The following is a 24,993-nucleotide window of genomic DNA, read 5'->3' on the forward strand; positions in this document are numbered from 1 at the left end:
CTTCGGACATGTGCGCCCCTTGTCCGGGCGCTCCTGCGCTACTCGCCAGCGAATGACGGCGGGGGAGCCCTCACCCCAACCCTCTCCCGGAGGGAGAGGGAGTAAGACACGCACGCCGGAGGGGAAGCCCGATCCCGCTTGTGGCCGTGTGGCCGGGCTGAGCAGCGCAGGGGCGCGGGGATCAGAGGTCCGCATGTCCGAAGGCCGCGAAGCGGACAAGTTTGCGGACATCCCCCGCGAACCGAGCAGCGCAAGGAAGCCCGCAGGGCCCCGGACTTCGGCTCGCCTTTTCTTTGCTTACTTTCTTTTGGCGAAGCAAAAGAAAGTAAGTCGGCCGCCGGGCCGAGACCCGGCCTGCCACGAAAGAAAAAACACACCGACAAAGAACTCAGTCAGCCCCACTCTGCTGCAAAGCCCACATCCCCGAATAAACCCCACCCCTCGATACAAGCTCGGAGTGCGTCCCCCGCTCAACAATCTCCCCATTCACCAGAACAAGGATCTCGTGAGCATCCACCACCGTGGACAACCGGTGCGCAATCACCAGCGTGGTCTTGTTGCGCGCCGCCGTCCTCAGCTCCGCTTGAATCGCCCGCTCATTGGCCGAATCCAACGCTGAGGTGGCCTCGTCGAAGATCACGATGGGGGGGTTCTTCAGCAAGGTACGGGCAATCGCCACGCGTTGCTTCTCACCACCCGAGAGCTTGAGACCACGCTCGCCCACCATGGTGCGGTAACCCAGCGGCAGCCGCTCGATGAAGCTGTGGATGTGCGCGGCCTGGGCGGCCTGCACCGCTGCGTCGTGCCCGGCCTCGGGGCGACCGTAGAGGATGTTGTATTCGATGGTGTCGTTGAACAGCACCGTGTCTTGCGGCACGATGCCGATGGCCTGGCGCACGCTGGATTGGGTCACGCTCTTGATGTCCTGATCGTTGATGGTGATGCGACCGACGCCGTGGGGTCCGGGCTCAGAACCTGAAGCTGCATTCGTCACATCGTAGAAGCGGTACAGCAAGCGCGCCAACGTGCTCTTGCCCGAACCCGAAGGACCCACCACCGCCACCGTCTTGCCGGGCGGAATTTCAAAGCTCACGCCGTGCAGGATCTCGCGTGCAGGCTCGTACGAGAACCGCACGTTCTCGAACTTCACCGCAGGCGGGCCGTCCAGCACCAACGGCTCGGCACCGGGCTCGTCGGCGATCTCGCGTTCTTTCTCCAGCAGCACGAACATCTTGTCCAGATCGGTCAGGCTCTGCTTGATCTCGCGGTACAGCACGCCCAGGAAACCCAGCGGGATGTAGAGCTGGATCATGAAGGCGTTGACCATGACCAGATCGCCCAGCGTCATCTCGCCGCTCACCACGCCCTGCGTGGCGCGGTAGAGCATGAGCACCAGCGCCACCGCAATCACCACTTGTTGTCCGGCGTTGAGCAGGGACAGCGTGGTCTGGCTCTTGATGCGGGCACGGCGCAGTTTCTCCAGCGCCTCGTCGTATCGGCGGCCTTCGAACGCTTCGTTGTTGAAGTACTTCACCGTCTCGTAGTTCAGCAGCGAGTCGATGGCGCGCGTCTGGCTGGTGGACTCCAGCTCGTTCATCTCGCGGCGGAACTTGGTGCGCCACTCGGTCACCACCACGGTGAAGGTGATGTAGAGCACCAGCGCCACCAGCGTGATCCACACATAGCCCATGTCGAACTTGGTGCCCAGCAGCGTGAGCACCATGGCCACCTCGATCAGCGTGGGGAAGATGCTGTAGAGCGAGTAGGAGATGAGCGACTGCACGCCACGCGTGCCGCGTTCGATGTCGCGCGTCATGCCACCGGTCTGGCGCTCCAGGTGAAAGCGCAGGCTGAGCGCGTGCAGGTGGCCGAACACCTGCAGCGCGATGCTGCGGGTGGCGCCCTCGGTGGCCTTGGCAAACACCAGCTCCCGCAGCTCGGTGAAGATGCTGGTGGACAAGCGCAGGCCGCCGTAGGCCAGCAGCAAACTCAGCGGCACCACCAGCATGGATTCGACACTGCCGGGCTTGATGCTCATGGCGTCGACCAGTTCCTTGAGCAGCAGCGGCACGCTCACGTTGGCCATCTTGGCGCCCACCATGAAGGCCAGCGCCAGCACCACGCGCACCTTGTATTGCCAGAGGTAGGGCAACAGGCGTTTGAGCGTGGCCCAGTCGGAGCGCTGGGCGGGTTTGCCGACCGGCGCGCCGGGGGTGGCGGGCAGGGTGATGGAGGCTTGGGATGGGTTGTCGGGGCGCATGCGGGAGAATGGACAGCTACTGTCCTGAGATTGTGACCATGTCAAACAAAACAAGCCCGAACTCCCAAACCACCCTGCCCCAGGACAGGGAACTGGTCATGAAGGTCATTCCCATGCCGGCCGACTGCAACGCCAACGGCGACATCTTCGGTGGCTGGGTCATGGCGCAGGTGGACCTGGCCGGTGCCGTGCTCCCGGCGCGCCACGTGCGCGGGCGCATGGTCACCGTGGCGGTGAACCAGTTCGTCTTCAAGCAGCCGGTGCGCGTGGGCGACATCCTGAGCTTCTTCTCGCACATCACGCGCGTGGGCAACACGTCGGTCACGGTGCAGGTCGAGGTGTTTGCCGAGCGCATCCTGGCCCAGGGCGAGTATCTGAAGGTGACCGAAGCCAGCCTGACCTACGTGGCCATCGACCTGGAAGGCCGACCCCAGCCGATCCCTCGCGAAGAAGCGAAGACACCCAACTGACCCCGACCGGGCGGCGCGCTACCATTGTCCCTGGACAAAAACGTCCGAGGAGCCTTGCGTCCCATGCCCGCCGAATCCAGAACACCCAGACAGCCCGCCCCACCGGCAAAGAAAGGCGTGCGCGTGCGCGACGTGCCCGCCGTGACCCGGTCGATCGCCATCCTGCGTTTGCTCGGGCGGACCAAGCAGTCATTGGGGGTCAAGGCCATCGCCGACGAACTCGGGTTGGTGCCAAGCACCTGCCTGCACATCCTGCGCGTGCTGGTGAGCGAAGAACTCGTGAAGGTGGAGCCCGGCACCAAGCACTACGCGCTGGGCAGCGGCATGATCAGCCTGGCGCGCAGCGTGCTCAAGGGCGGCAGCTTTGCCCAACTCGCCCAGCCGGGCTTGGACCGCCTGGCGTCTTCGTTTGGCGTGACGGCGATGGGCGTGGAGGTCACACCCAAGCAGACCGTGGTGGTGCTGGCCCTGTCGCGTTCGGACCAGCCGTTTCGCATGCACACCGACGTGGGCAGCCAGTTTTCTTCATTGGTGAGTGCCACCGGGCGCTTGATCGCGGCCTACAGCGGTGACAACTGGACGGTGCTGCGCCAGAAGTTTGCCGCCATCGAATGGGACAAGGCGCCGAGCTTTGCCCAGTGGAAGAAGGAAGTCGAAGAGACCCGGGCCCGCGGCTGGAGTTCGGATCGCGACAATTTCATGAGCGGCATCACGGTCGTTGCCGTGCCGATCTTCGAGCCGTCAGGGCGACTCATGCACACGCTGGTGGCCGTCGGTCTGTCCAGTCAGCTTCATGCCACCGCCATGGCGCAACTGGCGGCGGCCATGCGGCGGGAAGCCGAATCGATTTCGGACCTGCTGCTCGATCGCCATTGAACCGGGCAGCCGCCGCAACCCCGTTCAATCGACCTGGATGCCGGCGCGTTTGATCACCGGCTCCCACTTCCTGCGCTCGTTGAACGCAAAGGCGGCCAGTCGGGCCGGCGTGCCGCCGGCCGGGTCAAAGCCCAGGTCGAGCAGGCGCTGACGGGTTTCAGGCTTCGCCAGCACCTTGTTGAGTGCGGCGTTCAGTGTGTTGATGATCGCCGGTGACGTGCCCTTGGGGGCGTACAGGGCGTTCCAGGCCACCACCTCGAAGTCTTTGAAACCCTGCTCCGCCACGGTCTTGACGCCGGGCATCAGGCCGCTGGGCTGGGCGGACGTGACCGCCAGCGCGCGCAACTTGCCCGAGGCCAGCATCGGCCGCAGCGCGGTCGGGGTGTCGACAATCGCCGGCACCTGACCACCCAACAAGTCCGACATGGCGTTGGCCGAACCTTTGTATGGAATGCCGAAGAGCGGCACCGACGTGCGGTCCTTCAGCAATTCGACCACCAGGCGTGCGGTGGTGCTCGGCATGGCGATGTCGGCGCTGCGAGGATTGCGCTGCGCCAGGCTCACGAGTTCGGCCGCCGATGTCAGCGGCGAGGCGGTGTTCACCGCCATCACCATGGGAAAGGTGCCGACGAGCGCAATGGGCTCGAAATCCTGCGACGGATCGAACGGCAGCTTGGTGTACAGAAACTGGTTGAGCACATGGGTGGCGTTGGTGCCCATGGTCAGGGTGTAGCCGTCCGGCGCGGCCTGTCTGGCCAGATCGGTGCCCAGATTGCCACCGGCGCCCGCCTTGTTTTCGATGACGATGGGCTGGCCCAGATCGACCGCCATCTGGGCGGCCAGGTAGCGGGTGGCAATGTCGGTGCCCTGCCCCGCGGCATAGGCCACGATGATCTTGATGGGCCGTTGCGGATAGGTCTGCGCGTTGACGGCCATCGAGGTCGTCAGCGTGAAGGCGGCGGTGATGATGAGGTTCAGAAATCGCATGTTTGTCTCCTTTTATTGTGATGGCCAGTTGGCCACTAGGTTCTGGGTCCGGGGGCGGCACCCGTTTCTCGCAATCGTTGACGGTCATTCTCCGAATAGCCCAGGTCCACCAGAATGGCTTCCGTGTCTTGAGCAAAGCCGGGGGGTCTGACGCCCGGTGAACCCGGCGTGCCCAGCAGCCGCATGGGCGAGCGCAGGCCGGTGTAGTTCGAACGACGCACGACGATGTCGCGGTGTTCGCAGTGGGCGTGCGCCAACGCCTGCGGCACGGAATTCACCACACCGGCCGGCACACCCGATCGCATCAAGGCTTCGCACAAGGGCTCGCAGTCCCGGTCCGCGATGGCCCCTTCGATCACCGCCTTGAGCGCGGCGCGGTTGACCACCCGCAGGCTGTTGCTTGCAAAACGCTCGTCATCGAGCAGGTTCTCCAGCCCCAGGCAAGCGCCCAGTCGACGGAACTGCGCATCGTTCAGGATGCCGATGAACAGCTCACCGTCGTGAGCCTTGAACTTGTCGTACGGCGCAATGTTCGGGTGCGCGCTGCCGAGCAAGCGTGGCGAGTCCTTCGACGCGAACCAGTTCGACGCATGCGGCAACAGCAGGCTCAGCGCCGTGTCGTAAAGGGTGGCTTCCACGCGCTGCCCCCGCCCGCTGGCCTGGCGCGCCAGCAACGCCATGAGGATGCTGCTCATGGCCACATAGCCGGTGAGGTGGTCCACGATCGGCATGCCCACCCGCGTAGTTCCACTGCACTCGTCGCCGTTGATGCTCATCAGTCCGCACAGCGCCTGCAGCACGGCGTCGTAGCCCGGCAAGCCGCCCAGCGGTCCATCGTTGCCGAATCCGGTGATGCTGCAGTGGACCAGGCGCGGGTAGCGCTCGGCCAGGGTCTGCTCGTAGCCCAGACCCCAGCGTTCCAGCGTACCGGGGAGAAAGTTCTCCACCAGCACATCCGCGTCGGCCAGCAAGCGGTGAAGCACCTCCTGCGCCTCTGGCCTGGACAAGTCGAGGCTGATGGCCTGCTTGCCCCGGTTGAGCGCCAGAAAATACGCCGCGTCGCCATCGCCATCGAAGGGAGGTCCCAGGCTGCGCGTCTCGTCGCCCGAAGGCGGCTCGACCTTGATCACCTGGGCACCGTGATCCGCCAGCATCTGAGTGCACAGCGGCCCCGCCAGCACCCGGGTGAGGTCAACGACCTTCACGCCTTTCAGTGCGCCACCGGCGGTCGTGGACATCGGATTCACCCCCGGGACGGCAAGACGACGATGCCGCTGCCCACCACCGACAACTCGTCGTTCTGGTTGCGGGCTTCCTGGTCGATTTCGACCATGTGCTTGCCGTTCTCGACGAACTTGCGCTTGACCTTGGCCTTGATGAACAACATGTCGCCCTCGGGGTTGTGGCGGCGGATCTTGCAGCTGGCCTTGTGCAGGAAGCCGGCATCGCCCATCCAGTTGGTGAGCTGGTGGGTGAGCCACGAGGTGCGCTCCGGGCCGTAGTCGTAGGCACCGGGGGCGCCCACTTCGAGCGCGAAGTCTTCTTCCCAGTGAACACGCTCGGGGCAATCGGGGATACCGAAACGGTTCTTGATGCCCACGCCGGGGTGTTGGTCGATCAGCTTCCAGGCCAGCTTGTTGGCCCGGATGTACAGACCGCCCCAACCTTGCGCGTACGCGATGAAGCCGGTCACGGTCATCGGGCCCTTGAACATCACGGGCAGTTCTTCGCCCTCCTTCACGTCCTCCCAGTAGCGGGGGGTGGCGCCACGGATCTCTTCGTCGCGGTAGAGCTTGTAGGCCTCGGCCAGCTCTTCGTCGGTGTAGCGGCGCGGCGCGCTCGCGCGCACTTCGCTGTATTTGGTGCCCTGCTCCCGGGCGTGGTCGCGCTCGGTGCGGAAGCACCAGCTGTCGGCCTCGGCCACCTTGTCACCGCTCTGGTTGAAGAAGTCCACGTGGTAGGTCTGTTGCACGGCGCGCCCGGCAAATCGGGTCTGGTGCTCGACCAGTTCCTTCAGGTGAGCCTCGGTGTGGATCTCGTCGTTGCGACGCACAGGCTTGTGCCAGGTCCAGTCCGCGCCTGACCACATGGCGTGCACGCCCGGCAGACCGCCGACGTAGCCGGAAACGATGCGGCTGGTCGAGAACAGGAAGCTGGGCAAGGCAATGATGCCGGCGTGCTGGGTCTTGGCCGCGTAGTCGGGGTCGCACCACAGCGGGTTGTCGTCACCGATGCCGTGGGCGTAGTGGCGGATGTTGTCGCGCGTGGCTTCGTGGCACCACGGCTCGACGGTGTGGCCGATCTTCACGCCGATGCGCTGGCGAAGCTCGTCAAGACCCGTTTCAGTGATCTTGGGAAAGTTGCGGGTTTCGGTGGTGGACAAACGTGTCTCCTCAGTGGGTTGGTTGAATCGGGTTGGTGGGACGTTCGATCAGGTCGAAGCGACGGCCGCGGCTGCGACCTCCTGCTCGCGCAGTTTTTTGCGGTGCACTTTTCCGGCGGGGGTCTTGGGCAGTTCAGCGACCACCGCCACGTGACGCGGGTACTCGTGCTGACTCAGCTTGTTGCGCACGAGGTTCTGGATTTCTTCGGTGAAGGTCTCGGAGCCCGCCCGCTTGCTGACCACAAAGGCCTTGACGACCTGGCCACGCAGTTCGTCGGGCACGCCAATGGCGGCGGCTTCCAGCACGTCGGGGTGCATGAGGATCACGTTCTCGATCTCGACCGCGCTCATGGTCCAGCCGGCCGAGATGATCACGTCGTCGGCCCGACCACCGTGGTGGAAGTAGCCCTCGCTGTCGATGCGGCCCAGGTCCTTGGTCGGGATCCACTGACCGCGGCGCAGCACCATGAGTTGCCCCGAGGTGCCCACCGGGCACAGTCGGCCTTCGGCGTCCTGCACCACCACCTGGGTGCCTGGAACGGCCTTGCCCAGCGAGCCGCGGCGCACCGGGAAATCGGGCGCACCCGGGTAGCTGACCAGCACCACGCCGATCTCGGTCGTGCCGTACATGCTGCACACCTCGAGCCCGAAGGTCTGGTGCACGAAGTTCGCGGTCTCGTCGTCGATCGGCTCGCCGGTGAACGACAGCTTCTTCAGCGTGTAGGTGTAGCGATCCGCAGCACCGCTGTTCCTCATCATGCGGTAGTGCGTGGCCGCGGCCGACATGTTGGTGAAGCAGTGTTCGGACAGCGCATGCAACAAGCGCTCCGGGTTGAAACGGCCGGCGTAGGCACCGATCGTCAAACCCAGGGCGAGCGGTGCGAGCGTGCCATGCCAGAGCCCGTGTCCCCACGCGGGTGAAGACGGGCAGAAGAAGCGGTCTCCCGGGCGCAGACCCGTGCCGTACAACGCGGCCACCATCAAGGTCACCAGCGCGCGGTGCGAGTGTTTGACGGCGTCGGGCAGTTCGCGCGTGGTGCCCGACGTGTACTGAAACACCGCGAGGTCATCGGCCCGCGTCTTCACCTCGAACGTTGACGGCAACGGCTGGATGGAGGCCAGAAAGTCGCGATCGAAGACCAGCACACTGTCCCCGACGATGGACCGCGCCACCTCCTGCTTCTCGTCGTTCGTGACCAGCAAGGCGGGCTGGCAGTCCTTGACGCGAAGCCGGATGCCGTCGGGGCCGAACAGCGTGAACAACGGCACCGCAATCGCGCCGCTCTTGATGACGCCGAACATGGCGACATAGAACGCCCGTGAGGGCTCCAGCATGATCGCCACCCGCTGGCCCGGCTCGATGCCGCGCGACACCAGGTGGTTGGCGAAGCGCGATGAATCGGCGGCCAGCTCCGCGTAGGTGATCGTCTCGTCGGCACCCTCGGCACGCACCACGATCACCGCGTCGCGCCCGGAAGCGGCGTGGCGGTCCACGCACTCGTGACCGATGTTCAGGACCTCGCGGTTGCCATCGAACAGCTCCCACAGCTTGTCGTTGGAGAAATGCGCCTGGGCATCTGCGTAGCTCGTGTATTCGGTCAGTTTTTTCATGGTCTTCGCTGTTCGTCTCGTTGGGATGAATTCTTTCTGCGTTTTGCGTTTTTGTCAAATGGCACTATGTTTTGTACATAGACAAACTCGAAAACGGCAAAGAAACACGTCAGGCCTTGTCGTCTCAGGACGGCGTCAGGGGAACCATGAAATGGGGTGACTGGCGGATTTCACCGCGCGGTCGGGGCGATGAATGCGACGCTCAGGGCGTGCGGATGGGCCGCAGCATCTTCATGACACCGCGCGCGGTGAGCACGGCCCGGCCCTCCACCTGCACCAGGCCATCCACGAAGACCAGGCTGCCGGTGCGCGCCGTGATGCTCGCCCGGGCCAGCGCAAAATCGCCCGCGCGAACTTCGGCCAAAAAGTGCGTGTCCAGCTGCACCGTCACGCACGGCGTCCGGTCGCAGGCCTCCCAGGCCACCGTGCTGACCACGTGATCGATCAGCGTGGCAAGGGCACCGCCATGCACCACGCCGGCGGGGTTCAGATGTTTGTCCTCGGCGAGCAATCCATAGACCCATCCATCGTCCTCACGGCGCGTCCACAAGGGTCCGGAATGCCCCATGAAGCCGCTCAGCTGGCGCGACTTCCAGCCCTGGGCCTGCAACCGATCGATAGCCTCGGAATTCACCATGTGCCCCTCTTCATGACGCCGGTGGATCCGGCGATGGGCACACATTCTGCCTGTTTTGTACAAACTTTTTGTCTATCTACAAATCGATATCAGGCCTTCCAGCGCGCTCTCCAGGCCCGGTAGATACCATCGGCCATGGCCTCGCTGCCCGACTGGTGCCGCAGCGTGGCGGCGTTCATCGATGCCGGGTCCTGCACGCTGTTGCGGTGCAGCAGCACGTGGGCCGGGTAAGCATGGCCCGGCGTCTCCAGCCAGTCCTTGATCTTGGCCGGCGTGATCTCGATGTGGAACTGCATCGCCAGGTGCTGCCGCAAGGCAAACGCCTGGTGCGCGCAGGTGCTGGACGAAGCCAGCAGTTCGGCGCCGGGCGGCAGTTCTGTAAATCCGTCCTGGTGCCACTGGTAGACCGTGGGCTGCACCGCGTCGCCCAGCCACTCGCGTGCCGCAGGGCTGTCCAGTCGGGTGATGGGCAGCCATCCCACTTCAGGCTGAGGCAGGCGGTCCACCTTGCCGCCAAAAGCGCGCGCCATGAGCTGGCCCCCCAGGCAATGGCCGATGACGGGAATGCCGAGCGCGTCGGCCTCGCGGATCAGGGCCTCGGCATGGCGCAGCGTGGGGCGCTCGTCGTTGGCGCTCCAGGCGCCACCCAGCACGGCCAGACCCCGGTAACCGCGCACCGAGGCAGGGTAGTCCTCGCCGGCCTCGGCACAACGCACATGCCAGTTGATGCACTGCGCATCGAGCCACTCGCCCAGGAAACCCGGGCCGTCCTCGAACAGGTGTTGCAACACCAGCACGTCGGCTGGGGCGGTGAAATCGGAAACGGTCATGCCACCATCATAGGAACAGGCCCTAGTGCGTGCTGCCGCGCACGAAGCGCGCGATGCCTGCCGCCACCTCGGCCTCCTGTTCAACGAAACCGTGCGGCGTGCCGCCACCAAACGCGACGCCGCATTGGCCCGGAGATTGCGCCACGGCTCGTGCCCACCACCCACACGGCACCCCGTGTGCGTGCGCGCAGATCGGCGATCACCTGGCCGAGCTCCTTCGCATGCCGGGGATCGGTGCGAAAGCCGCCCAGGCCGTCTTCGCCCTGGAAGTCGGTGGGCGCACCCACCACCGCGGTGGCAAAACCCGCCGCGTTGAAAAGCGGCACCGAGCGCACGAGCGAGTTGCCCTTGCGTTTTTTTGAGCGCAGCCCTGCGCGTCATGGCCGCCGGGTCCCGCGGTAGGCCAGTTGGCTGCGGGGGTCGAACACCAGGGTTGGCGGCGCGCGGTCCAGGTCCACGATGAAAGGTGTGCTGCCATCGGCGGCAAAGATCTGGTTGCCATTGCGGGTCAGGCTGACCTCGACCGCTTCGATCCGGAGGTAGTCCGAACTCACGCGCCCGGTGGCGCGGTCGATGCGGGTGATGGTCACCTCCACGTCGCTGCGCGACGGGCCTTGGGAGTCCGCGATCACGTCACCGCTGTATGTGCCCACCACCAGATCGGCCAGGCCGGGCGCATCGGCCGCAGCGGGTGCGGACGCGTTGGCGGGCAGGTTCGCGGTCGGCGGTGGGACGGCGGCCACCTCCCGGGCGGGCGGTGGTGTGACGGTCACCGGGGTTGGCGTGACCGTGGGCGTGGCGCGCCATGAGCCCACGGCGTACAGCCCCAGGCCCACGACCAGGGCCAGCACGGTCAGGGCCGGCACCACCCAGCGTGGACGGCTGGGTGCGGGCTGCGCCGCACGGCGCGGGCGCGGGCGCGGGCGCGGCGACGGTGCCGCACCACGCATGGCGTGGGCCACACCCTGGCACAGCGCCTGAAAGCCCGGGTGGAGTTCGTTGCCTTGCCAGCCGAGCAGATCGGCGGCCTGCTTGCGGCGGAATTCCAGCGGCAGCTTCACGTTGTCGATCAGCGCGGGCACCAGCACGTCGCGTTCGGACGCCGCGGCCGCCTCGTTCTTCACCCACTCGGATGCGATGGAATTCACCGACCACAGCACCACCACACAGCCGGCGGTCTCCAGCTCGTGCTCGATGGCCTGGTCAAAGGCCTGGCCCGCGATGATCTTGCGGTCCCACCACACCGACCACCCCATGTGACCGAGAGCCGCAGCGAGCCGCCCGGCCCGTTCGCGGTCCTCGCTCGCGTAGCTCAAAAAGACATCGCTCATGGTGCGCCTCCCCGGGGTCAAAGACCGGCTGGGATGCTAAACCGATCAAGCAGCGGCGGGAAGCGCGTCAGGGCTCGGCGAACAGCTCAGAACTGCCCATGCCGGCCCTGCCCCGCCGCAAAACGCGTGGCACCTTCCAGCGCATCGGGAATCCGTGCCTTGCCGCGCTGCCACTCCTGCACCAGCGCCTCGCCCAGCGGCAGGTCCCACTGGCGCTGGGCGCTCTCGCGGTCGGCGCGCATCGTGGCCTGCGGAAACGCCGCGAGCTGGCGCGCCAGCGCGATGGCGGCCTCGCGCGCCTGGCCCGTGGGCACCACGCGGTTGGCCAGGCCCATCTGCAGCGCCTCGGCGGCCTCCACCTTGCGGCCGGTGAGGATCAGATCCATCGCATGGCCCATGCCGATCAGGCGCGGCAGGCGCACGGTGCCGCCGTCGATCAGCGGCACGCCGAAGCGGCGGCAGTACACGCCGAAGTAGGCGTCTTCGTCCATCACGCGCAGGTCGCACCAGAGCGCGAGCTCCATGCCACCGGCCACGGCCGCGCCGCTCACGGCGGCGATCACCGGCTTGATGAGCTGCAGGCGCGACGGGCCCATGGGCCCGAGGGCACGCGGGTCGTGGGCTTCGAAGTCGAGGTCGAGACCGCCGCTGTCGCCTTGGGCAGCGAGGCGCGCGCCGTACTGCAGGTCCCAGCCGGCGCAGAAGTGGCCGTGCGCGCCGTGGAACACCGCGACACGCGCCTCGGCGTCGTCTTCAAACGCGAGGAAGGCGGCGTGCAGGGCGTGCGCGGTCGGGCTGTCGACGGCATTGCGCACCTCGGGGCGGTCGAGGGTGACGATCCAGAGGTCGTCTTGCTTTTCGGTGGTGACGGCGGATGGGGTCATTTCATGCTTTCCAAAGGGTTGGCGGGCGGGCCCTCACCCCAGCCCTCTCCCAGAGGGAGAGGGAGCGGAGTCATTCCACCATCCCACGCGTGGTGCATTCAAGGCTTCCTCCAGCTCCGCCTGCGCCACCTCGATCTCCATGCGCAACAGCGCACCGGCCATGGACTTGCCCAGGTTGTCCAGCCGCAGGTTGCGCGCACCACCACCCTGCAGGGCACCGCGCAGCACGAACTTGAGCGCCAGGATGTTGGGCAGCGGCCAGGCGTCCACCTCACCCGGCAGCCAGGGCGCGAAGTGGGCCTGCACGCGTTCGGCCGTCACCTCACGCTCCAGCAGCCGATAGCCCGCCGCGTTCCACGCGAACAGGCCGAAGTCCACCCAGTCGGCCTTGTCGCCGCTGCGTGCGTGGGCGATGCGCACCAGGGGAATGCGGATGGTGCTCATGCCACACCCTCCAGATAGTCGACCCGCACACCGGACTCCACCACCGCGCGCGGGATCAGCGTGGGCCAGATGCCCAGCAGCTCGCTGGTGTTGTGCAGTCCCGTGAAACCGCAGGTGTAGGCCGGGCCGCTCAGGCCGATCCAGGGGAACAGTCGGCCAAAGCCGTCGGCCGCGGTTTTGTCCTGCGTGCGCAGCACCAGGCGCGTCCAGATCTCGTTGCTCTCGTTGAGCGCATCCGCCTTCGGCCGTGGCGCAAGCGCGCCGTGCGCGGAGTTCAGGCCGGGGTACTCCACATACAGCTCGTCGTGCGCCATGCGCTTGTCCTTGAGCAGTGTGCGGATGGTGGCCTGCGCGGCCTGCGCCTTGTCCCAGGCGTCGGGCCACGAGAAACCCCAGGTCACCTCGGCCTTGTAGCCGTCGCGAAAGCCGGCCACCACCTTGAGCGTGTCGGTGGGCGCGGTGCCGCGCGCACCCGTCAGGCGCACGCGATCAAAGCCTTCGTCGTGCAGGGTGATGCGGCCCATGTCGAGCACCGCGTCGGGCGAAAAATAGGCGTGCGGGTTGTGCACCTCGTACAGCAGTTGCTGGCGCACGGTGTCGAAGTTGATGAGCCCGCCGGTCTGGGGTGCCTTGGTGATGAGCGCGGTGCCGTCCTCATACACCTCGGCAATGGGGTAGCCGATGTGCGCGAGATCGGGAATGGCCTGCCACGCGCCCTGGCTGCCGAAGTTGCCACCGCTGCCCTGCCCCGAGCACTCCAGCAGGTGGCCCACGGTGAGGCCTTGCGCCAGGCGGTTGAGGTCCTGCTCGCTGCTGGCACCCGCCAGCGTCCAGCCCAGACTGTGCACCAGCGGCCCGAGGAAGAGCGCGGCGTCGGCCACGCGCCCGGTGATCACGATGTCGGCGCCCGCGTCCAGCGCGTCCGCGATGGGCTTCGCGCCCACGTAAGCATTGGCAAACACCAGCCGCTCGCGCACGCCGGCCAGGGGCTCGCGGGTGAACAGGTGGTCGAAGCCGGTTTCGGCTTCCTGCAGGCGCGGCAACACGTCGTCACCCGTCACCACCGCCACACGCGCCTGCCAGCCTTTGGCCTTGAACGCGGCCAGCACCGCCTGCGCCGCGCCGCGCGGGTTCAGGCCGCCCGCGTTGCACACGAAGCGCACACCGTGCTCGCGCATCAGCGGCCACAGCTTCATGAGCATGGGTACCACGTCGCGCGCGTAGCCCAGCGCCGGGTCGCACTGCCGGTCTTTCTGCAGGATGGCCAGCGTGAGTTCGGCCAGGTGGTCGCTGGCGATGAACTGCACGCCACCGCGTTCGATGCTCGCGGCCACGGGTTGCCAGTTGTCGCCGTAAAAGCCGAGGCCGGAGCCGATGCGTATGGACTTCATGGGCTCGATCTTCATGGCGCCTGAGCGACATGGGATGGGGGTCAACCCCTAGCGTCAGTCCCGGGCAAGACAGCTATAAATTGCCCACACCGTCTGGGGGGCCTGCCACAAAGTTTGCAGCAACGAGCTCTCCGACCGGCGGCGCCAGAACACAACAGGAGACATGCGTGCAACTGCTGCAACTGCTCATCAGCGGTGCGGCCCAGGGCTGTATCTATGGACTCATTGCCCTGGGTTTCGTGCTGATCTACAAGGCCACCGAGACCGTGAGCTTTGCTCAGGGTGACCTGATGATGGTGGGCGCCTTCGCAGCACTGGCCGCCATGACCGTGCTGGGCCTGCCCTTCTGGCTCGCGGTGCCGGCCGCCATCATCGCCATGGGCCTCTTCGGCGTGGTGCTCGAACGCGCGGTGGTGCGCCCCATTCTGGGGCAGCCGGCCTTCTCCATCGTCATGTTGACCATCGGCGTGGGCTATGTGCTGCGTGGGCTCATCACCATGATCCCCAACATCGGCACCGACACCCACACCCTGCCCGTGCCCTACGCCGGCGAGGTGCTTCGCATGGGCACGCTGGTGGTCTCGGCCGAGCAGATCGTGGTGATCGGCGTCACCGGCGTGCTGTGCCTGTGCCTGTTTGCCATGTTCCGTTACAGCAAGCTGGGCATCGCCATGCAGGCCTCGTCGCAGAACCAGCTCGCCGCCTACTACATGGGCATTCCGGTCAAGCGGCTCAACGGTCTGGTGTGGGGCCTGGCGGCGAGCGTGGCGGCCATCGCCGGTCTGCTGCTCGCGCCCATCACCTTCGTGCACGCCAACATGGGCTTCATCGGCCTCAAGGCTTTTCCTGCCGCGGTGGTCGGTGGCTTCACCAGCCTGCCCGGCGCGATCGTGGGCGGCCTGATCATCGGCATCGTCGAGTCGTTCTCGGGCTTTTATTTGCCCGAGGGCTTCAAGGACGTGGCCCCTTACATCGTGGTGCTGGTGATGCTGGTGCTCAAGCCCAACGGGCTGTTCGGCGAAAAGCTCCGGAAGAAGGTCTGACATGCGCTTTCTATTCAAGACCGACTACAACCAGGACATCCGCCTGGCCAAGCACGGCGGGCAGACCTTCTGGTACAGCCTGCTGGGCCTCTTTCTCGTGGCCGCGCCCTGGGTGATCCAGGAATACTGGCTCGCGCAACTCACCTTCGTGCTGATCTATTCGGTGGTGGGCCTGGGGCTCATGCTGCTGGCCGGCTTCACCGGCCTCTTCTCGCTGGGCCACGCGGCCTTCCTCGGTGTGGGCGCGTACACGCAGGCCATCATGGTGAACGCAGGCATTCCGTTTCCGCTGGCGCTGGCCTGCGCCGGCCTGCTCTCGGCCGCGGTGGGCATGGTGGTGGGCCTGCCGGCGCTGCGGGTGAAGGGCATCTACCTCGGCATGGCCACGCTGGCCTTTGGCTTCATCGTTGAAGAAGTCATGGCGCGCTGGGAGCACGTGACGGGTGGCAACTCGGGCCTGACGGTGGGCTACCCCGCCCTCTTCGGCTGGGAGCTCGACTCCACCAACGAGTTCTACTTTTTGTGCCTGGTGGTCACGGTGCTGGCCACGCTGGCCATTGCCAACCTCATGCGCTCTTCCACCGGGCGCGCGTTCGTCGCCATCCGGGATTCGGAAATTTCGGCGCAGAGCATGGGCATCCACCTGGCGCGCTACAAGACCATGAGCTTCGCGCTCTCGGCCGCGCTCGCGGGCATTGGCGGCGCGCTGTACGCACACAAGATCCAGTTCCTCTCGCCCGAGCAGTTCAGCATCATCCAGTCGATCGACCTGCTGCTCATGGTCGTCATCGGCGGGCTGGGTTCGATCCACGGGGCTTTCCTCGGTGCCATCTTCCTCATCGTGATGCCGCAGCTCATTGCCCTGGGCAAAGACTTTTTGCCCGCGGCCATCGGCCAGGCCGCCGGCCTGCAGGGCACGGTGTACGGCCTGGTGCTGATCGCCTTCGTGCTGTTTGAACCCATGGGCCTGTATGGGCGCTGGCTCAAGATCCGCGCCTACTTCCAGCTGTTCCCGTTCTATCGCAAGGGCATGTTCAAGCGGCAGAAATCGTTCCAGAAATCGGACAGACTCAAATGAACCCTTCGACAAGCTCAGGGCAATCGGTTCTGTTGTCAGCCAAGAACCTCAGCGTGCGCTTCGGCGGCGTGCTGGCGGTCAACAACGTCAGCTTCGACGTGAAGCGCGGCGAGGTGTTCACCCTGATCGGCCCCAACGGCGCGGGCAAGACCACGGTGTTCAACCTGATCAGCCGCATCTACACGCCCACCACCGGCACCATCGACTACGCCGGCCCCGACGGCATGCTGCGCCTGACCGACCAGGCGCCGCACCAGATCGCCAACCTCGGCATTGCGCGCACCTTCCAGAACATCGAACTGTTCGAACACGCCACCGTGTTGCAGAACCTGCTGATCGGGCGCCACACGCACCGCAAGACCGGGCTGTGGAGCGAGATCTTCTTCACCGGCAAGACCCGCGCGGCCGAGATCGAGGCGCGCGAGAAGGTGGAGCACGTCATCGACCTGCTCGACTTGCAGCACCACCGCGAATCGATGGTGGCCGGCCTGCCCTACGGCGTGCGCAAGGTGGTGGAGCTGGCGCGTGCGCTGTGCACCGAGCCCCAGTTGCTGCTGCTCGACGAACCTTCTTCCGGGCTGAACGTGGAGGAAACCGAAGACATGGCGTTCTGGATCACCGACATCAAGAACGAGCTCGGCATCACGGTACTGATGGTGGAGCACGACATGAGCCTGGTCTCCAAGGTCTCCGACCGCGTGCTGGCCATGAGCATGGGCACCGAACTGGCCTCGGGCACACCGGCCCAAGTGCAGGCCGACCCTGGCGTGATCGAGGCCTACCTGGGTTCGATGGACGACGTGTCCAATCTGAGGCGCGAGAACCACAAGGTGGTCGCATGACGATACCCACCACCGACGCCCCGGTGCTCAAGCTGCTGAATGTGGAGAGCGCCTACGGCCCCATCAAGGCCATCCGCGGTGTGAGCCTGCAGGTGCGCCGCAGCGAGATCGCCACCGTGCTCGGCTCCAACGGCGCGGGCAAGACCACCATCCTCAAAACCATCAGCGGCATCATCGACCCGCGCAAGGGTTCGATCGAATTCAAGGGCGAGAACATCACCGCAAAAGACCCGGCCTTCATCGTGCAGCAGGGCCTGAGCCACGTGCCCGAGGGACGCGAGGTGTTTGCCCTGCTCTCGGTGCGCGACAACCTGCTGATGGGCGCCTACACCCGCAAGGACCGCGACGGCGTGGCGCGTGACATGGAGCTGGTGTTCAACTACTTCCCCATCCTGCGCGAGCGCGCCGCGCAAGACGCCGGCCTGCTCTCGGGCGGGCAGCAGCAGATGCTGGCCATCAGCCGCGCGCTCATGGCCAACCCCGACCTGATCCTGCTCGACGAGCCCAGCCTGGGCCTCTCCCCGAAGCTCACCAAGGAGATCTTCGAGATCGTGGTGCGCATCAACCGCGAGCGCGGCACCACCATCCTGCTGGTGGAGCAAAACGCGAACATGGCCCTCAATGCCTCCGACTACGGCTACGTGCTGGAGAACGGCCGCATCGTGATGGAAGACACCTGCGCCCACCTGCGCGAGAAGGACGACATCAAGGAGTTCTACCTCGGCATGAAGGAGGAAGGCGTGCGCGCCGACCGGCGCTGGAAGAAGAAGAAAAATTGGCGATGAACTCCGCGCAATTCACTTTCCCCGTTCGCCCTGAGCCCCTTTCCGTTCGGGCTCAGTCCCGCCCCGTTCGGGCTCAGTCCCACCCCGTTCGGGCTCAGTCCCACCCCGTTCGGGCTGAGTCCCACCCCGTTCGGGCTGAGCTTGTCGAAGCCCTCGCCCACACCATCGCACGAGCCCTTCGACAGGCTCAGGGCAAACGGTGCGGTGGCTCAGCCCGAACGGTGTGTGGGCGCACAACGTCGAGACACACAAAATGAGCAACCTCTGGGACCTTTCCGGCATCCAGCCGCAAAACAAGATCGTGCTCGAGGGCGAGACGATTCCGGCGCTGTTCTGGAACGGCGTGAAGGCACGCGGGCCGAACGTGTGGATGCGGCAAAAGGAGTTCGGCATCTGGCGCAGCTGGAGCTGGACCCAGACCGGTGACGCCGTGCGCGAGATCGCCCATGGCCTCATGGCCATCGGGTTCGAGGCGCGCGAGACCGCGTCCATCCTCTCCAACACCACCATCGAATGGGTGCTGTGCGACCTGGCCGTGCTCAGCGCGGGCGGCGTCTCCAACGGCATCTACCCCACCGACGCGGCCGAGCAGGTGCAGTACCTCTGCGCCGACTCGGGCACCACCGTGCTCTTCGTGGAAAACGACGAACAGCTGGACAAGGCGCTGGAGGTGCGTGACCACCTGCCGCAGCTTCGCAAGATCATCGTGGAAGACATGGAAGGTCTGCGCGAACTCAACGATCCGCAGGTGATCAGCCTGGACCAGTTGCGCGAACTGGGCCGCGCCCACCTGCAGCAGCACCCCGGCATGCTGAAGGCGCGCGTGGCCGCCTGCCAGCCCGACGAGCTGGCGATCCTGGTCTACACCTCGGGCACCACCGGCCGGCCCAAGGGCGCCATGCATTCGCACAAGGGCCTCGTCTACACCGTGCGCGGCTACAACACGCTGATTGCCCGCAGCGAGAGTGACGAGTGCATGTGTTTCCTGCCGCTGTGCCACATCGCCGAGCGCATGGGCGGTGAGTATTTTTCGCTCTACACCGGGGCCAAGCTCAACTTCGTGGAGAACCCCGAGACCGTGCCCGAGAACGTGCGCGAGATCGCGCCCACGGTGTTCACCGCCGTGCCGCGCGTGTGGGAGAAGTTTTATTCGGGCGTGATGATCACCCTGAAAGAAGCCGGCAAGATTCAACAGGCCGCGTACGGGTGGGCCATTGGCGTGGGCCAGCGGGTGGCCGATCTGGTGATGGCCGGCAAGCCCGTGCCCGGCGGGCTGCGCCTGCAGTTTCATGTGGCGCGCACGCTGGTGCTCAACAATGTGCGCAAGCTCATCGGCATCCACAAGGCGCGCTTTCTCGTCACGGGTGCAGCGCCCATTTCGCCCGAGCTGGTGCGCTGGTACCTGGCGCTGGGCGTGCCCATGCTCGAGGTGTGGGGCATGACGGAAACCTGCGGCGCCTCCACCGGCATCCCGGCCGAGCGCATGAAGCCCGGCAGCATCGGCCCGGCCGCCAGCTACAACGAGGTGAAGCTCGACCCGGTGACCAGCGAGATATTGGTGCGCGGCCCCAACGTGTTCATGGGCTACCTCAACCTGCCCGAGAAGACCGCCGAGACCATCGACAGCGACGGCTGGCTGCACACGGGTGATGTGGGCGTGGTGGATGAGGAAGGGTTTTTCCGCATCACCGACCGCATGAAAGACATCATCATCACCGCAGGCGGCAAGAACATCACGCCGAGCGAACTGGAGAACGAACTCAAGTTCTCGCCCTACGTGACCGACGCCGTGGTGATCGGTGACAAGAAGCCCTACCTCACCGTCATCATCATGATCGACCAGGAGAACGTGGAGAAATATGCGCAGGACAACGACGTGCCGTTTTCCAACTACGCCAGCCTCACCAAAGCGCCCGAGGTGCAGGCGCTGATCCAGACCGAGATCGATCGCGTGAACAAGAAATTTGCCCGGGTGGAACAGATCAAGAAGTTCTTCCTGCTCGACACCCAGCTCAGCGCCGAAGACGAAGAACTCACCCCCACCATGAAGCTCAAACGCAAGCTGGTGCAGACCAAGTACGAACCCCAGATCAACGCCATGTACAGCTGACCCCGTTCTCGACAGACCTCACCCGACCACCACCCCAGGAGACACACAACATGAAGACCCGACTGACATTGGTTGCTGCACTGCTCGCCCTGGGCAGCGGTGCCGCGCTGGCGCAATCGCAAGGCGTGAGCAAGGACGAGATCGTCCTGGGCTCCATTCAGGATCTCTCGGGGCCCATCGCAGGTTTCGGCAAGCAGGTGCGCCTGGGCATGATGCTGCGGGTGGACGAGGTCAATGAGCAAGGCGGCATCAATGGCCGCAAGATCAAGCTGCTGGTGGAAGACTCGGCCTACGACCCGCGCCGCGCCGTGCTGGCCGCGCAGAAGCTGGTGAACCAGGACAAGATCTTTGCCATGGTCGGCCACATCGGCACCGCACAGAACATGGCCGCCATGCCCGTGCAGTTCCAGAAGAACGTCATCAACTTCTTCCCGGTGACGGCCGCGCGCGAAATGTACGAGCCCTTCCACAAGCTCAAGTACAGCTTCGCCGCCACCTACTTCGATCAGATGAAGATCGCCGTGCCCAAGCTGGTGAAGGAAAAAGGCGCCAAGAAGGTCTGCACCATGTACCAGGACGACGAGTTCGGCCTGGAAGTGAAGCGCGGCGCCGAAGAAGGTTTGAAGGGCATCGGCATGATGCTGGCCGAAGAAACCAGCTACAAGCGCGGCGCCACCGACTTCGCCTCGCAGATGCAGAAGCTGCAGGCCAGCGGCTGCGACATGGTGGTGCTCGGCACCATCATCCGCGAGACCATCGGCGGCATTGCCACGGCCAAGCGTCTGGGCTTCAACCCCACCTTCATCGGCTCCAGCGCCGCCTACACCGACCTGATCCACAAGCTCGGCGGCCCGGCCATGAACGGCCTCTACGCCACCATGACGGTGCAGAACCCCTACACCGACGAAGCCTCGCAACCGATCCGCTTCTGGGCCAACAAGTACAAGACCAAGTTCAACGAAGACCCGACCGTGTTCTCGGTCTACGGCTATTCGCTGGTCGACACCTTCCTGCGCGCAGCGGGCAAGGCCGGCAACAACCTGACCACCGAGAGCTTCATCAAGGCCATGGACACCATGGTCATTCCACCGGACATCTTCGGCAGCGCCGAGATGACCTTCAGCCCCACCAAGCGCCTGGGCAGCAATTCGACGCGCCTGTCGCAGCTGCAGGACAACCGCTGGAAAGTGGTGTCTGAGTACATGAAGATCGACGCCGCCAAATGAACTCCAGGTAACACGTTGCCTGCTTCGGCAGGCCATGCGTGAAACCGCCAGCGCTTTGTGTGCTGGCGGTTTTTTTTCGAGTGTAGAGCCGGGGGTTTCAACCCATCAAACACCTGGTTATACTGACTTTTATTTTTCTCAGTATAACGACCATGCTGTCGACCCCACTCTCCACCGCCGCCCAGACCGCGTACGCCGCAGTGCGGAGCGCAAGCATGCTGGACGGCGTTCGCTCGGTGGCCTCGTTGCCGGGCAGTTTCTCCAGAAAGTCCGTCAAGGGAAACCAGTACTGGTACTACCAGACTGCCGACCTGACAGGCAAGCAAAAACAGATCTTCCTCGGAACAGCCAGCGACGAGTTGACCGACATGATCGAGCTGCATCGCCAGGGCAATGAATCAAAAACACACCTCCGCCAACTGACCCGCCAAGCCATTGCGGCGGGTTGTCCGGCCATCGTCCCCTCTCACGCCAAAATCATCGAACGCCTGGCGGATGCCGGGTTCTTCATGGCGGGCGGCATTCTGGTGGGCACACACGTGTACATGGCCTATCAAAACTACCTGGGCGTGCGCTGGCATGCCGGCGCACAAACCGTGGACCTCGACTTTGCTCATGCCGGGCGCAACGTCTCCGTGGCCATCCCTTCAGACGTGACCATGGACATGGGCAGCGAAATCGAAGCGCTCAAGATGGGCTTCGTGCCAGTGAGCAGCCTCACCACCTACATCAAGTCCGACGAGCAGGATTTGCAGATCGACTTTGTGACGTCAACACACCGGGGTGGCGACACGCCGGTGTTGATCAAGGCCTTGAACGCGACCATGCAGCCCCTGAAGTTCATGGAATTTTCCATGGAGGCCCCCATTCAGGTGACCCTGCTCGCGCAGCGCGGCGCCATCACCGTCAACGCGCCGCCGCCCGAAAAGTACGCCCTGCACAAACTGCTGGTGTATGGCGAACGACCGCAAGACATGCGGGTGAAAGCCACCAAAGACCTCGACCAGGCTGCCTCACTCATTGAGTACCTGGCCGATAACGACGCGGAGCTACTTCACGAGACCTGGCTGGATTTGATCAACCGTGGCCCGGGCTGGCAGCGGCGAGCGCTGGAAGGCCTGCGGGCTCTGCGCAAGCGGCACCCCGACGTCGACACCACAGCGCTGGGCTAGAACATGACCCTCACCCAGGCCCTGTGGCTCGCCGACGCGATCCTCGCGCTGCACATGGGCATCGTCGTCTTCGTGGTCGGCCTGCTGCCACTCATCCTGATCGGCGGCGCCCTCGGCTGGCGCTGGGTGCGCCACTTCGGCCTGCGCCTCACCCACCTGGCCCTGATGGTCTTCATCGCCGCCCAGGCCTGGCTCGGCCAACTCTGCCCATTGACCGTGTGGGAACAAGACCTGCGCCGCCTTGCCGGACAAAGCGGCTACCGCGAAAGCTTCATTGAGCACTGGCTGTCGCGGCTGCTGTACTGGGAGGCGCCTTGGTGGGTGTTTGTGGCGGCGTATACGGGGTTTGCGGTGGGGGTGGGGGTGGCTTGGTGGGGGGTGAGGCCGAGGCGGTGAGGTCAACCTACAGAGACGCCGTCAGGCATCCCCAACCTGGTACGATCAAACCGTCTGGGCAGACAAGCCCCACTTTGATATCCAGCAGGTGATCACCTTGGTTGACGTTGTTCCTCCCGAAAAACGAAGCGCCATGATGTCGGGCATTCGGGGTAGCAACACCCAACCTGAAGTGATCGTTCGCAAGGCACTCTTTGCGGCGGGGTACCGATACCGCCTTCATCGAAAGGACCTGCCGGGCAGGCCGGACGTGGTCATGCCCGGACGGAAGGTCGCTGTGTTCGTGCATGGGTGTTTCTGGCACCACCACGAAGACTGCCGCTTTGCCAAGATGCCCACCACCCGGCCAGAGTTCTGGCAGGGCAAACTCACATCGAACGTGGCAAGGGATGTAAGAGCAGTCTCTGAACTTATGGCTTTGGGCTGGCGAGTCCTAGTGGTGTGGGAATGCTTCCTGAAGACGACCAAATCACCATCAGATGTTCAGTCAGCACTGACTGACTGGATCGAATCCGGCGAGCCGACTGGTGAGCTCCGCGAAGAGCCAACTGACCCGGCAAATACAACGAAACGAAGAAACTGATGAAATACAAGATAGTGGATCTGTTCGCAGGTCCAGGGGGATTGGGAGAGGGCTTCGCGTCCTACAAGGGCGATGCGAGCTTCGAGATTGCGGTGTCGGCCGAGATGGAGGAAAGCGCTCACAGGACGTTGACGCTCAGAAGCTTCTTCCGACACATCAAGGGTGACCAAAAGGCCTTGGCGGCGTACTACGACTTCTGCCATTCAGCAGAAGCGCCCCATCCAGGAACCAAGATACCCAGTGCGTGGAAGGACGCACAAGCCGAAGCCAACAAACTCACACTTGGTGTACCTGAGGACAACGCCCGCCTTGATGAGCTCATCGTCAAGGCCGGGCTCCAGGAAGAAGAGACCGTGCTCATCGGTGGACCACCGTGTCAGGCTTATTCGCTGGTGGGCCGTTCGCGCAATAGAGGCAAGGAAGACTATGTCGCCGAGGACGACCACCGGCACTTTCTCTACCGTGAGTACCTTCGGATCCTGGACACCACGCGCCCTGCTGTCTTCGTGATGGAGAACGTCAAAGGAATCTTGTCTTCCAAGGTGAACGGAAAGCTGGTCTTCCACGACATCCTGCGGGACCTGGCAGAGCCCGGGAAGGCCTTGGGCAGACCTGATGGCTTGAGGTACACCATCCACTCGCTGGTCAGTCCCGTGAACTTCAAGGCGGGCATGGAGCCAGATTTCATCGATGCAAACGCCTTCATCATCGAAGCGGAAAAATATGGAATCCCGCAGGCGAGACACCGAGTCATCCTGTTGGGCGTTCGCGAAGAGTTGAACTACGACGGACGTCACATGTTGAGCAAGAGCGACCCTCTTACAGTGGATCAAGCGATCTTCTCATTGCCACAGCTCAGGAGCAGGCTGAGCACGGAAGACACAGATGACCACTGGAGATTTGTGGTTCAGGAGCTTGCCAAGAAGCTTCAGGTTGATGCGGAAGCGAAAGGCCTCGACCAGCTTGCTTTGAGGCTCAGAGGGGAGGCGATCAAGCTCGGGCTAACCCTGGAAACTGGAGCACTCCGTTACCACCACGCGAAGCTGCCGGAATCCCCCTCGCGCCTTGTGGATTGGGTGAAGGATGAACGCTTGGAGGTCTGGTTGAACCACGAATCCAGATCACACATGGCGAGTGATCTTGGCCGGTACTTCTACGCAGCTGTGTTTGGACTTCTGAATCGACGAACTCCAAAAGGCCATCTGGACTTCCCATTGGCGGGTCTGGCACCCGAGCACAAGAACTGGGAGTCAGGCAAGTTCATTGACAGGTTCAGGGTGCAGCTTCACAACCTGCCAAGCACGACAGTGACCAGCCATATCGCCAAGGACGGGCACTACTTCATACACCCCGATCCGAGCCAGTGCCGCAGCTTGACGGTGCGTGAGGCAGCCAGGCTTCAAACCTTTCCCGACAACTACTTCTTTCAAGGCAATCGGACGCAGCAATACCATCAGGTAGGGAATGCGGTGCCTGCGCTTCTTGCGAACCAAATTGCAGGGGTCGTCTCTGCAGTTCTAAGTCAGAAAAAACAAGCCAATTGAACCCGTCTGAAGGGTTCTTTGCTGAGGGCCGCCGGTGCTGACCCGAAATACATCAAAATGTAAGCAGACTTACAAATTAGGACGCAAGTGACGGGACCGAGAGATTACGG

At 64.3% G+C, this 24,993-nt stretch carries 24 protein-coding genes; 12 read left to right on the forward strand and 12 right to left on the reverse strand.

All coding sequences use genetic code 11. The features are described from left to right. Positions 1-388: 388 nt before the first annotated feature. A complete protein-coding gene (locus ASE11_RS10330; RefSeq protein WP_056270150.1) occupies positions 389-2,260 on the reverse strand; it encodes an ABCB family ABC transporter ATP-binding protein/permease in 1,872 nt (623 codons plus the stop codon). A gap of 38 nt (positions 2,261-2,298) precedes the next feature. On the opposite strand from ASE11_RS10330, the gene ASE11_RS10335 reads away from it, so the two are divergent. Beyond that, positions 2,299-2,730, forward strand: a complete 432-nt coding sequence (locus ASE11_RS10335; RefSeq protein WP_056270711.1) for an acyl-CoA thioesterase — start codon at positions 2,299-2,301, stop codon at positions 2,728-2,730. Between the two features lie 63 nt (positions 2,731-2,793). Continuing rightward, on the forward strand, positions 2,794-3,606 hold the full coding sequence (locus tag ASE11_RS10340) for an IclR family transcriptional regulator (protein WP_056270154.1): 813 nt from the start codon (positions 2,794-2,796) through the stop codon (positions 3,604-3,606). Between the two features lie 24 nt (positions 3,607-3,630). Here ASE11_RS10340 and ASE11_RS10345 read toward each other — a convergent pair whose 3' ends face one another. The 11 genes from ASE11_RS10345 to ASE11_RS10395 all read right to left on the reverse strand — a co-directional run bounded on the left by ASE11_RS10345 (position 3,631) and on the right by ASE11_RS10395 (position 14,104). Beyond that, complete coding sequence (locus ASE11_RS10345; protein ID WP_056270157.1) at positions 3,631-4,593, reverse strand: Bug family tripartite tricarboxylate transporter substrate binding protein; 963 nt, start codon at positions 4,591-4,593, stop codon at positions 3,631-3,633. Positions 4,594-4,628: 35 nt separating this feature from the next. Beyond that, positions 4,629-5,831 carry a CaiB/BaiF CoA transferase family protein gene (locus tag ASE11_RS10350; protein ID WP_056270161.1) on the reverse strand — a complete coding sequence of 401 codons (1,203 nt, stop codon included), beginning with the start codon at positions 5,829-5,831 and terminating at the stop codon, positions 4,629-4,631. 5 nt (positions 5,832-5,836) lie between these two features. Next, positions 5,837-6,976, reverse strand: a complete 1,140-nt coding sequence (locus tag ASE11_RS10355) for an FAS1-like dehydratase domain-containing protein (protein WP_056270166.1) — start codon at positions 6,974-6,976, stop codon at positions 5,837-5,839. Between the two features lie 48 nt (positions 6,977-7,024). Then, positions 7,025-8,587, reverse strand: a complete 1,563-nt coding sequence (locus tag ASE11_RS10360; RefSeq protein ID WP_056270169.1) for an acyl-CoA synthetase — start codon at positions 8,585-8,587, stop codon at positions 7,025-7,027. Between the two features lie 202 nt (positions 8,588-8,789). Then, positions 8,790-9,224 carry a PaaI family thioesterase gene (locus ASE11_RS10365; protein WP_056270173.1) on the reverse strand — a complete coding sequence of 145 codons (435 nt, stop codon included), beginning with the start codon at positions 9,222-9,224 and terminating at the stop codon, positions 8,790-8,792. An 89-nt stretch (positions 9,225-9,313) separates the two neighbouring features. After that, entirely contained in the window at positions 9,314-10,054 is a 741-nt protein-coding gene (locus ASE11_RS10370; RefSeq protein ID WP_056270177.1) for a type 1 glutamine amidotransferase, read from the reverse strand. An 80-nt stretch (positions 10,055-10,134) separates the two neighbouring features. Continuing rightward, positions 10,135-10,389: a hypothetical protein gene (locus ASE11_RS26120; protein ID WP_056270179.1), complete on the reverse strand. Its 255-nt coding sequence runs from the start codon at positions 10,387-10,389 to the stop codon at positions 10,135-10,137. A gap of 42 nt (positions 10,390-10,431) precedes the next feature. Further along, positions 10,432-11,385: a toll/interleukin-1 receptor domain-containing protein gene (locus ASE11_RS10380; RefSeq protein WP_056270184.1), complete on the reverse strand. Its 954-nt coding sequence runs from the start codon at positions 11,383-11,385 to the stop codon at positions 10,432-10,434. 86 nt (positions 11,386-11,471) lie between these two features. Further along, on the reverse strand, positions 11,472-12,269 hold the full coding sequence (locus tag ASE11_RS10385) for a crotonase/enoyl-CoA hydratase family protein (RefSeq protein WP_056270187.1): 798 nt from the start codon (positions 12,267-12,269) through the stop codon (positions 11,472-11,474). A gap of 33 nt (positions 12,270-12,302) precedes the next feature. Beyond that, a complete protein-coding gene (locus ASE11_RS10390; protein WP_056270192.1) occupies positions 12,303-12,713 on the reverse strand; it encodes a hypothetical protein in 411 nt (136 codons plus the stop codon). Beyond that, positions 12,710-14,104, reverse strand: a complete 1,395-nt coding sequence (locus tag ASE11_RS10395) for an acyclic terpene utilization AtuA family protein (RefSeq protein WP_056270715.1) — start codon at positions 14,102-14,104, stop codon at positions 12,710-12,712. Before ASE11_RS10395 ends, ASE11_RS10390 begins: the two co-directional genes overlap by 4 nt. Positions 14,105-14,271: 167 nt before the next feature. On the opposite strand from ASE11_RS10395, the gene ASE11_RS10400 reads away from it, so the two are divergent. The 10 genes from ASE11_RS10400 to ASE11_RS10440 all read left to right on the forward strand — a co-directional run bounded on the left by ASE11_RS10400 (position 14,272) and on the right by ASE11_RS10440 (position 24,883). Further along, positions 14,272-15,147, forward strand: a complete 876-nt coding sequence (locus tag ASE11_RS10400; RefSeq protein WP_056270195.1) for a branched-chain amino acid ABC transporter permease — start codon at positions 14,272-14,274, stop codon at positions 15,145-15,147. Between the two features lies 1 nt (position 15,148). Then, the gene (locus ASE11_RS10405) at positions 15,149-16,225 is read left to right on the forward strand and encodes a branched-chain amino acid ABC transporter permease (protein ID WP_056270201.1); all 1,077 of its coding nucleotides are present in this window, start codon (positions 15,149-15,151) and stop codon (positions 16,223-16,225) included. Continuing rightward, positions 16,222-17,067 (forward strand): ABC transporter ATP-binding protein, encoded by an 846-nt coding sequence (locus tag ASE11_RS10410; protein ID WP_056270204.1) that lies wholly within the window; start codon positions 16,222-16,224, stop codon positions 17,065-17,067. Before ASE11_RS10405 ends, ASE11_RS10410 begins: the two co-directional genes overlap by 4 nt. Then, positions 17,064-17,852, forward strand: coding sequence for an ABC transporter ATP-binding protein (locus ASE11_RS10415; protein WP_056270205.1), 789 nt, complete (start codon positions 17,064-17,066; stop codon positions 17,850-17,852). Before ASE11_RS10410 ends, ASE11_RS10415 begins: the two co-directional genes overlap by 4 nt. A gap of 253 nt (positions 17,853-18,105) precedes the next feature. After that, the gene (locus tag ASE11_RS10420; RefSeq protein WP_056270211.1) at positions 18,106-19,962 is read left to right on the forward strand and encodes an AMP-dependent synthetase/ligase; all 1,857 of its coding nucleotides are present in this window, start codon (positions 18,106-18,108) and stop codon (positions 19,960-19,962) included. Between the two features lie 50 nt (positions 19,963-20,012). Beyond that, positions 20,013-21,188: an ABC transporter substrate-binding protein gene (locus ASE11_RS10425; RefSeq protein ID WP_056270215.1), complete on the forward strand. Its 1,176-nt coding sequence runs from the start codon at positions 20,013-20,015 to the stop codon at positions 21,186-21,188. Between the two features lie 152 nt (positions 21,189-21,340). After that, complete coding sequence (locus ASE11_RS10430) at positions 21,341-22,360, forward strand: nucleotidyltransferase domain-containing protein (RefSeq protein ID WP_056270217.1); 1,020 nt, start codon at positions 21,341-21,343, stop codon at positions 22,358-22,360. A gap of 3 nt (positions 22,361-22,363) precedes the next feature. Continuing rightward, positions 22,364-22,756 (forward strand): DUF2784 domain-containing protein, encoded by a 393-nt coding sequence (locus ASE11_RS10435; protein ID WP_056270219.1) that lies wholly within the window; start codon positions 22,364-22,366, stop codon positions 22,754-22,756. Between the two features lie 88 nt (positions 22,757-22,844). After that, positions 22,845-23,339 carry a very short patch repair endonuclease gene (locus ASE11_RS25315; RefSeq protein WP_414842440.1) on the forward strand — a complete coding sequence of 165 codons (495 nt, stop codon included), beginning with the start codon at positions 22,845-22,847 and terminating at the stop codon, positions 23,337-23,339. Then, complete coding sequence (locus tag ASE11_RS10440; RefSeq protein ID WP_056270222.1) at positions 23,339-24,883, forward strand: DNA cytosine methyltransferase; 1,545 nt, start codon at positions 23,339-23,341, stop codon at positions 24,881-24,883. Before ASE11_RS25315 ends, ASE11_RS10440 begins: the two co-directional genes overlap by 1 nt. Positions 24,884-24,993 lie beyond the last annotated feature (110 nt).

Source organism: Hydrogenophaga sp. Root209, assembly GCF_001428625.1.
Taxonomy (GTDB): Bacteria; Pseudomonadota; Gammaproteobacteria; order Burkholderiales; family Burkholderiaceae_C; genus Hydrogenophaga.

Coding starts and splice junctions, on each gene's coding strand:
- ASE11_RS10350 (WP_056270161.1), bottom strand. CDS start 5,831: ATGTCCACGACCGCCGGTGGCGCACTGAAAGGCGTGAAGGTCGTTGAC.
- ASE11_RS10440 (WP_056270222.1), top strand. CDS start 23,339: ATGAAATACAAGATAGTGGATCTGTTCGCAGGTCCAGGGGGATTGGGA.
- ASE11_RS10405 (WP_056270201.1), top strand. CDS start 15,149: ATGCGCTTTCTATTCAAGACCGACTACAACCAGGACATCCGCCTGGCC.
- ASE11_RS10390 (WP_056270192.1), bottom strand. CDS start 12,713: ATGAGCACCATCCGCATTCCCCTGGTGCGCATCGCCCACGCACGCAGC.
- ASE11_RS10410 (WP_056270204.1), top strand. CDS start 16,222: ATGAACCCTTCGACAAGCTCAGGGCAATCGGTTCTGTTGTCAGCCAAG.
- ASE11_RS10420 (WP_056270211.1), top strand. CDS start 18,106: ATGAGCAACCTCTGGGACCTTTCCGGCATCCAGCCGCAAAACAAGATC.
- ASE11_RS10345 (WP_056270157.1), bottom strand. CDS start 4,593: ATGCGATTTCTGAACCTCATCATCACCGCCGCCTTCACGCTGACGACC.
- ASE11_RS10385 (WP_056270187.1), bottom strand. CDS start 12,269: ATGACCCCATCCGCCGTCACCACCGAAAAGCAAGACGACCTCTGGATC.
- ASE11_RS10415 (WP_056270205.1), top strand. CDS start 17,064: ATGACGATACCCACCACCGACGCCCCGGTGCTCAAGCTGCTGAATGTG.
- ASE11_RS10360 (WP_056270169.1), bottom strand. CDS start 8,587: ATGAAAAAACTGACCGAATACACGAGCTACGCAGATGCCCAGGCGCAT.
- ASE11_RS10395 (WP_056270715.1), bottom strand. CDS start 14,104: ATGAAGTCCATACGCATCGGCTCCGGCCTCGGCTTTTACGGCGACAAC.
- ASE11_RS10370 (WP_056270177.1), bottom strand. CDS start 10,054: ATGACCGTTTCCGATTTCACCGCCCCAGCCGACGTGCTGGTGTTGCAA.
- ASE11_RS10340 (WP_056270154.1), top strand. CDS start 2,794: ATGCCCGCCGAATCCAGAACACCCAGACAGCCCGCCCCACCGGCAAAG.
- ASE11_RS10430 (WP_056270217.1), top strand. CDS start 21,341: ATGCTGTCGACCCCACTCTCCACCGCCGCCCAGACCGCGTACGCCGCA.
- ASE11_RS10380 (WP_056270184.1), bottom strand. CDS start 11,385: ATGAGCGATGTCTTTTTGAGCTACGCGAGCGAGGACCGCGAACGGGCC.
- ASE11_RS10330 (WP_056270150.1), bottom strand. CDS start 2,260: ATGCGCCCCGACAACCCATCCCAAGCCTCCATCACCCTGCCCGCCACC.
- ASE11_RS10365 (WP_056270173.1), bottom strand. CDS start 9,224: ATGGTGAATTCCGAGGCTATCGATCGGTTGCAGGCCCAGGGCTGGAAG.
- ASE11_RS10335 (WP_056270711.1), top strand. CDS start 2,299: ATGTCAAACAAAACAAGCCCGAACTCCCAAACCACCCTGCCCCAGGAC.
- ASE11_RS10435 (WP_056270219.1), top strand. CDS start 22,364: ATGACCCTCACCCAGGCCCTGTGGCTCGCCGACGCGATCCTCGCGCTG.
- ASE11_RS10425 (WP_056270215.1), top strand. CDS start 20,013: ATGAAGACCCGACTGACATTGGTTGCTGCACTGCTCGCCCTGGGCAGC.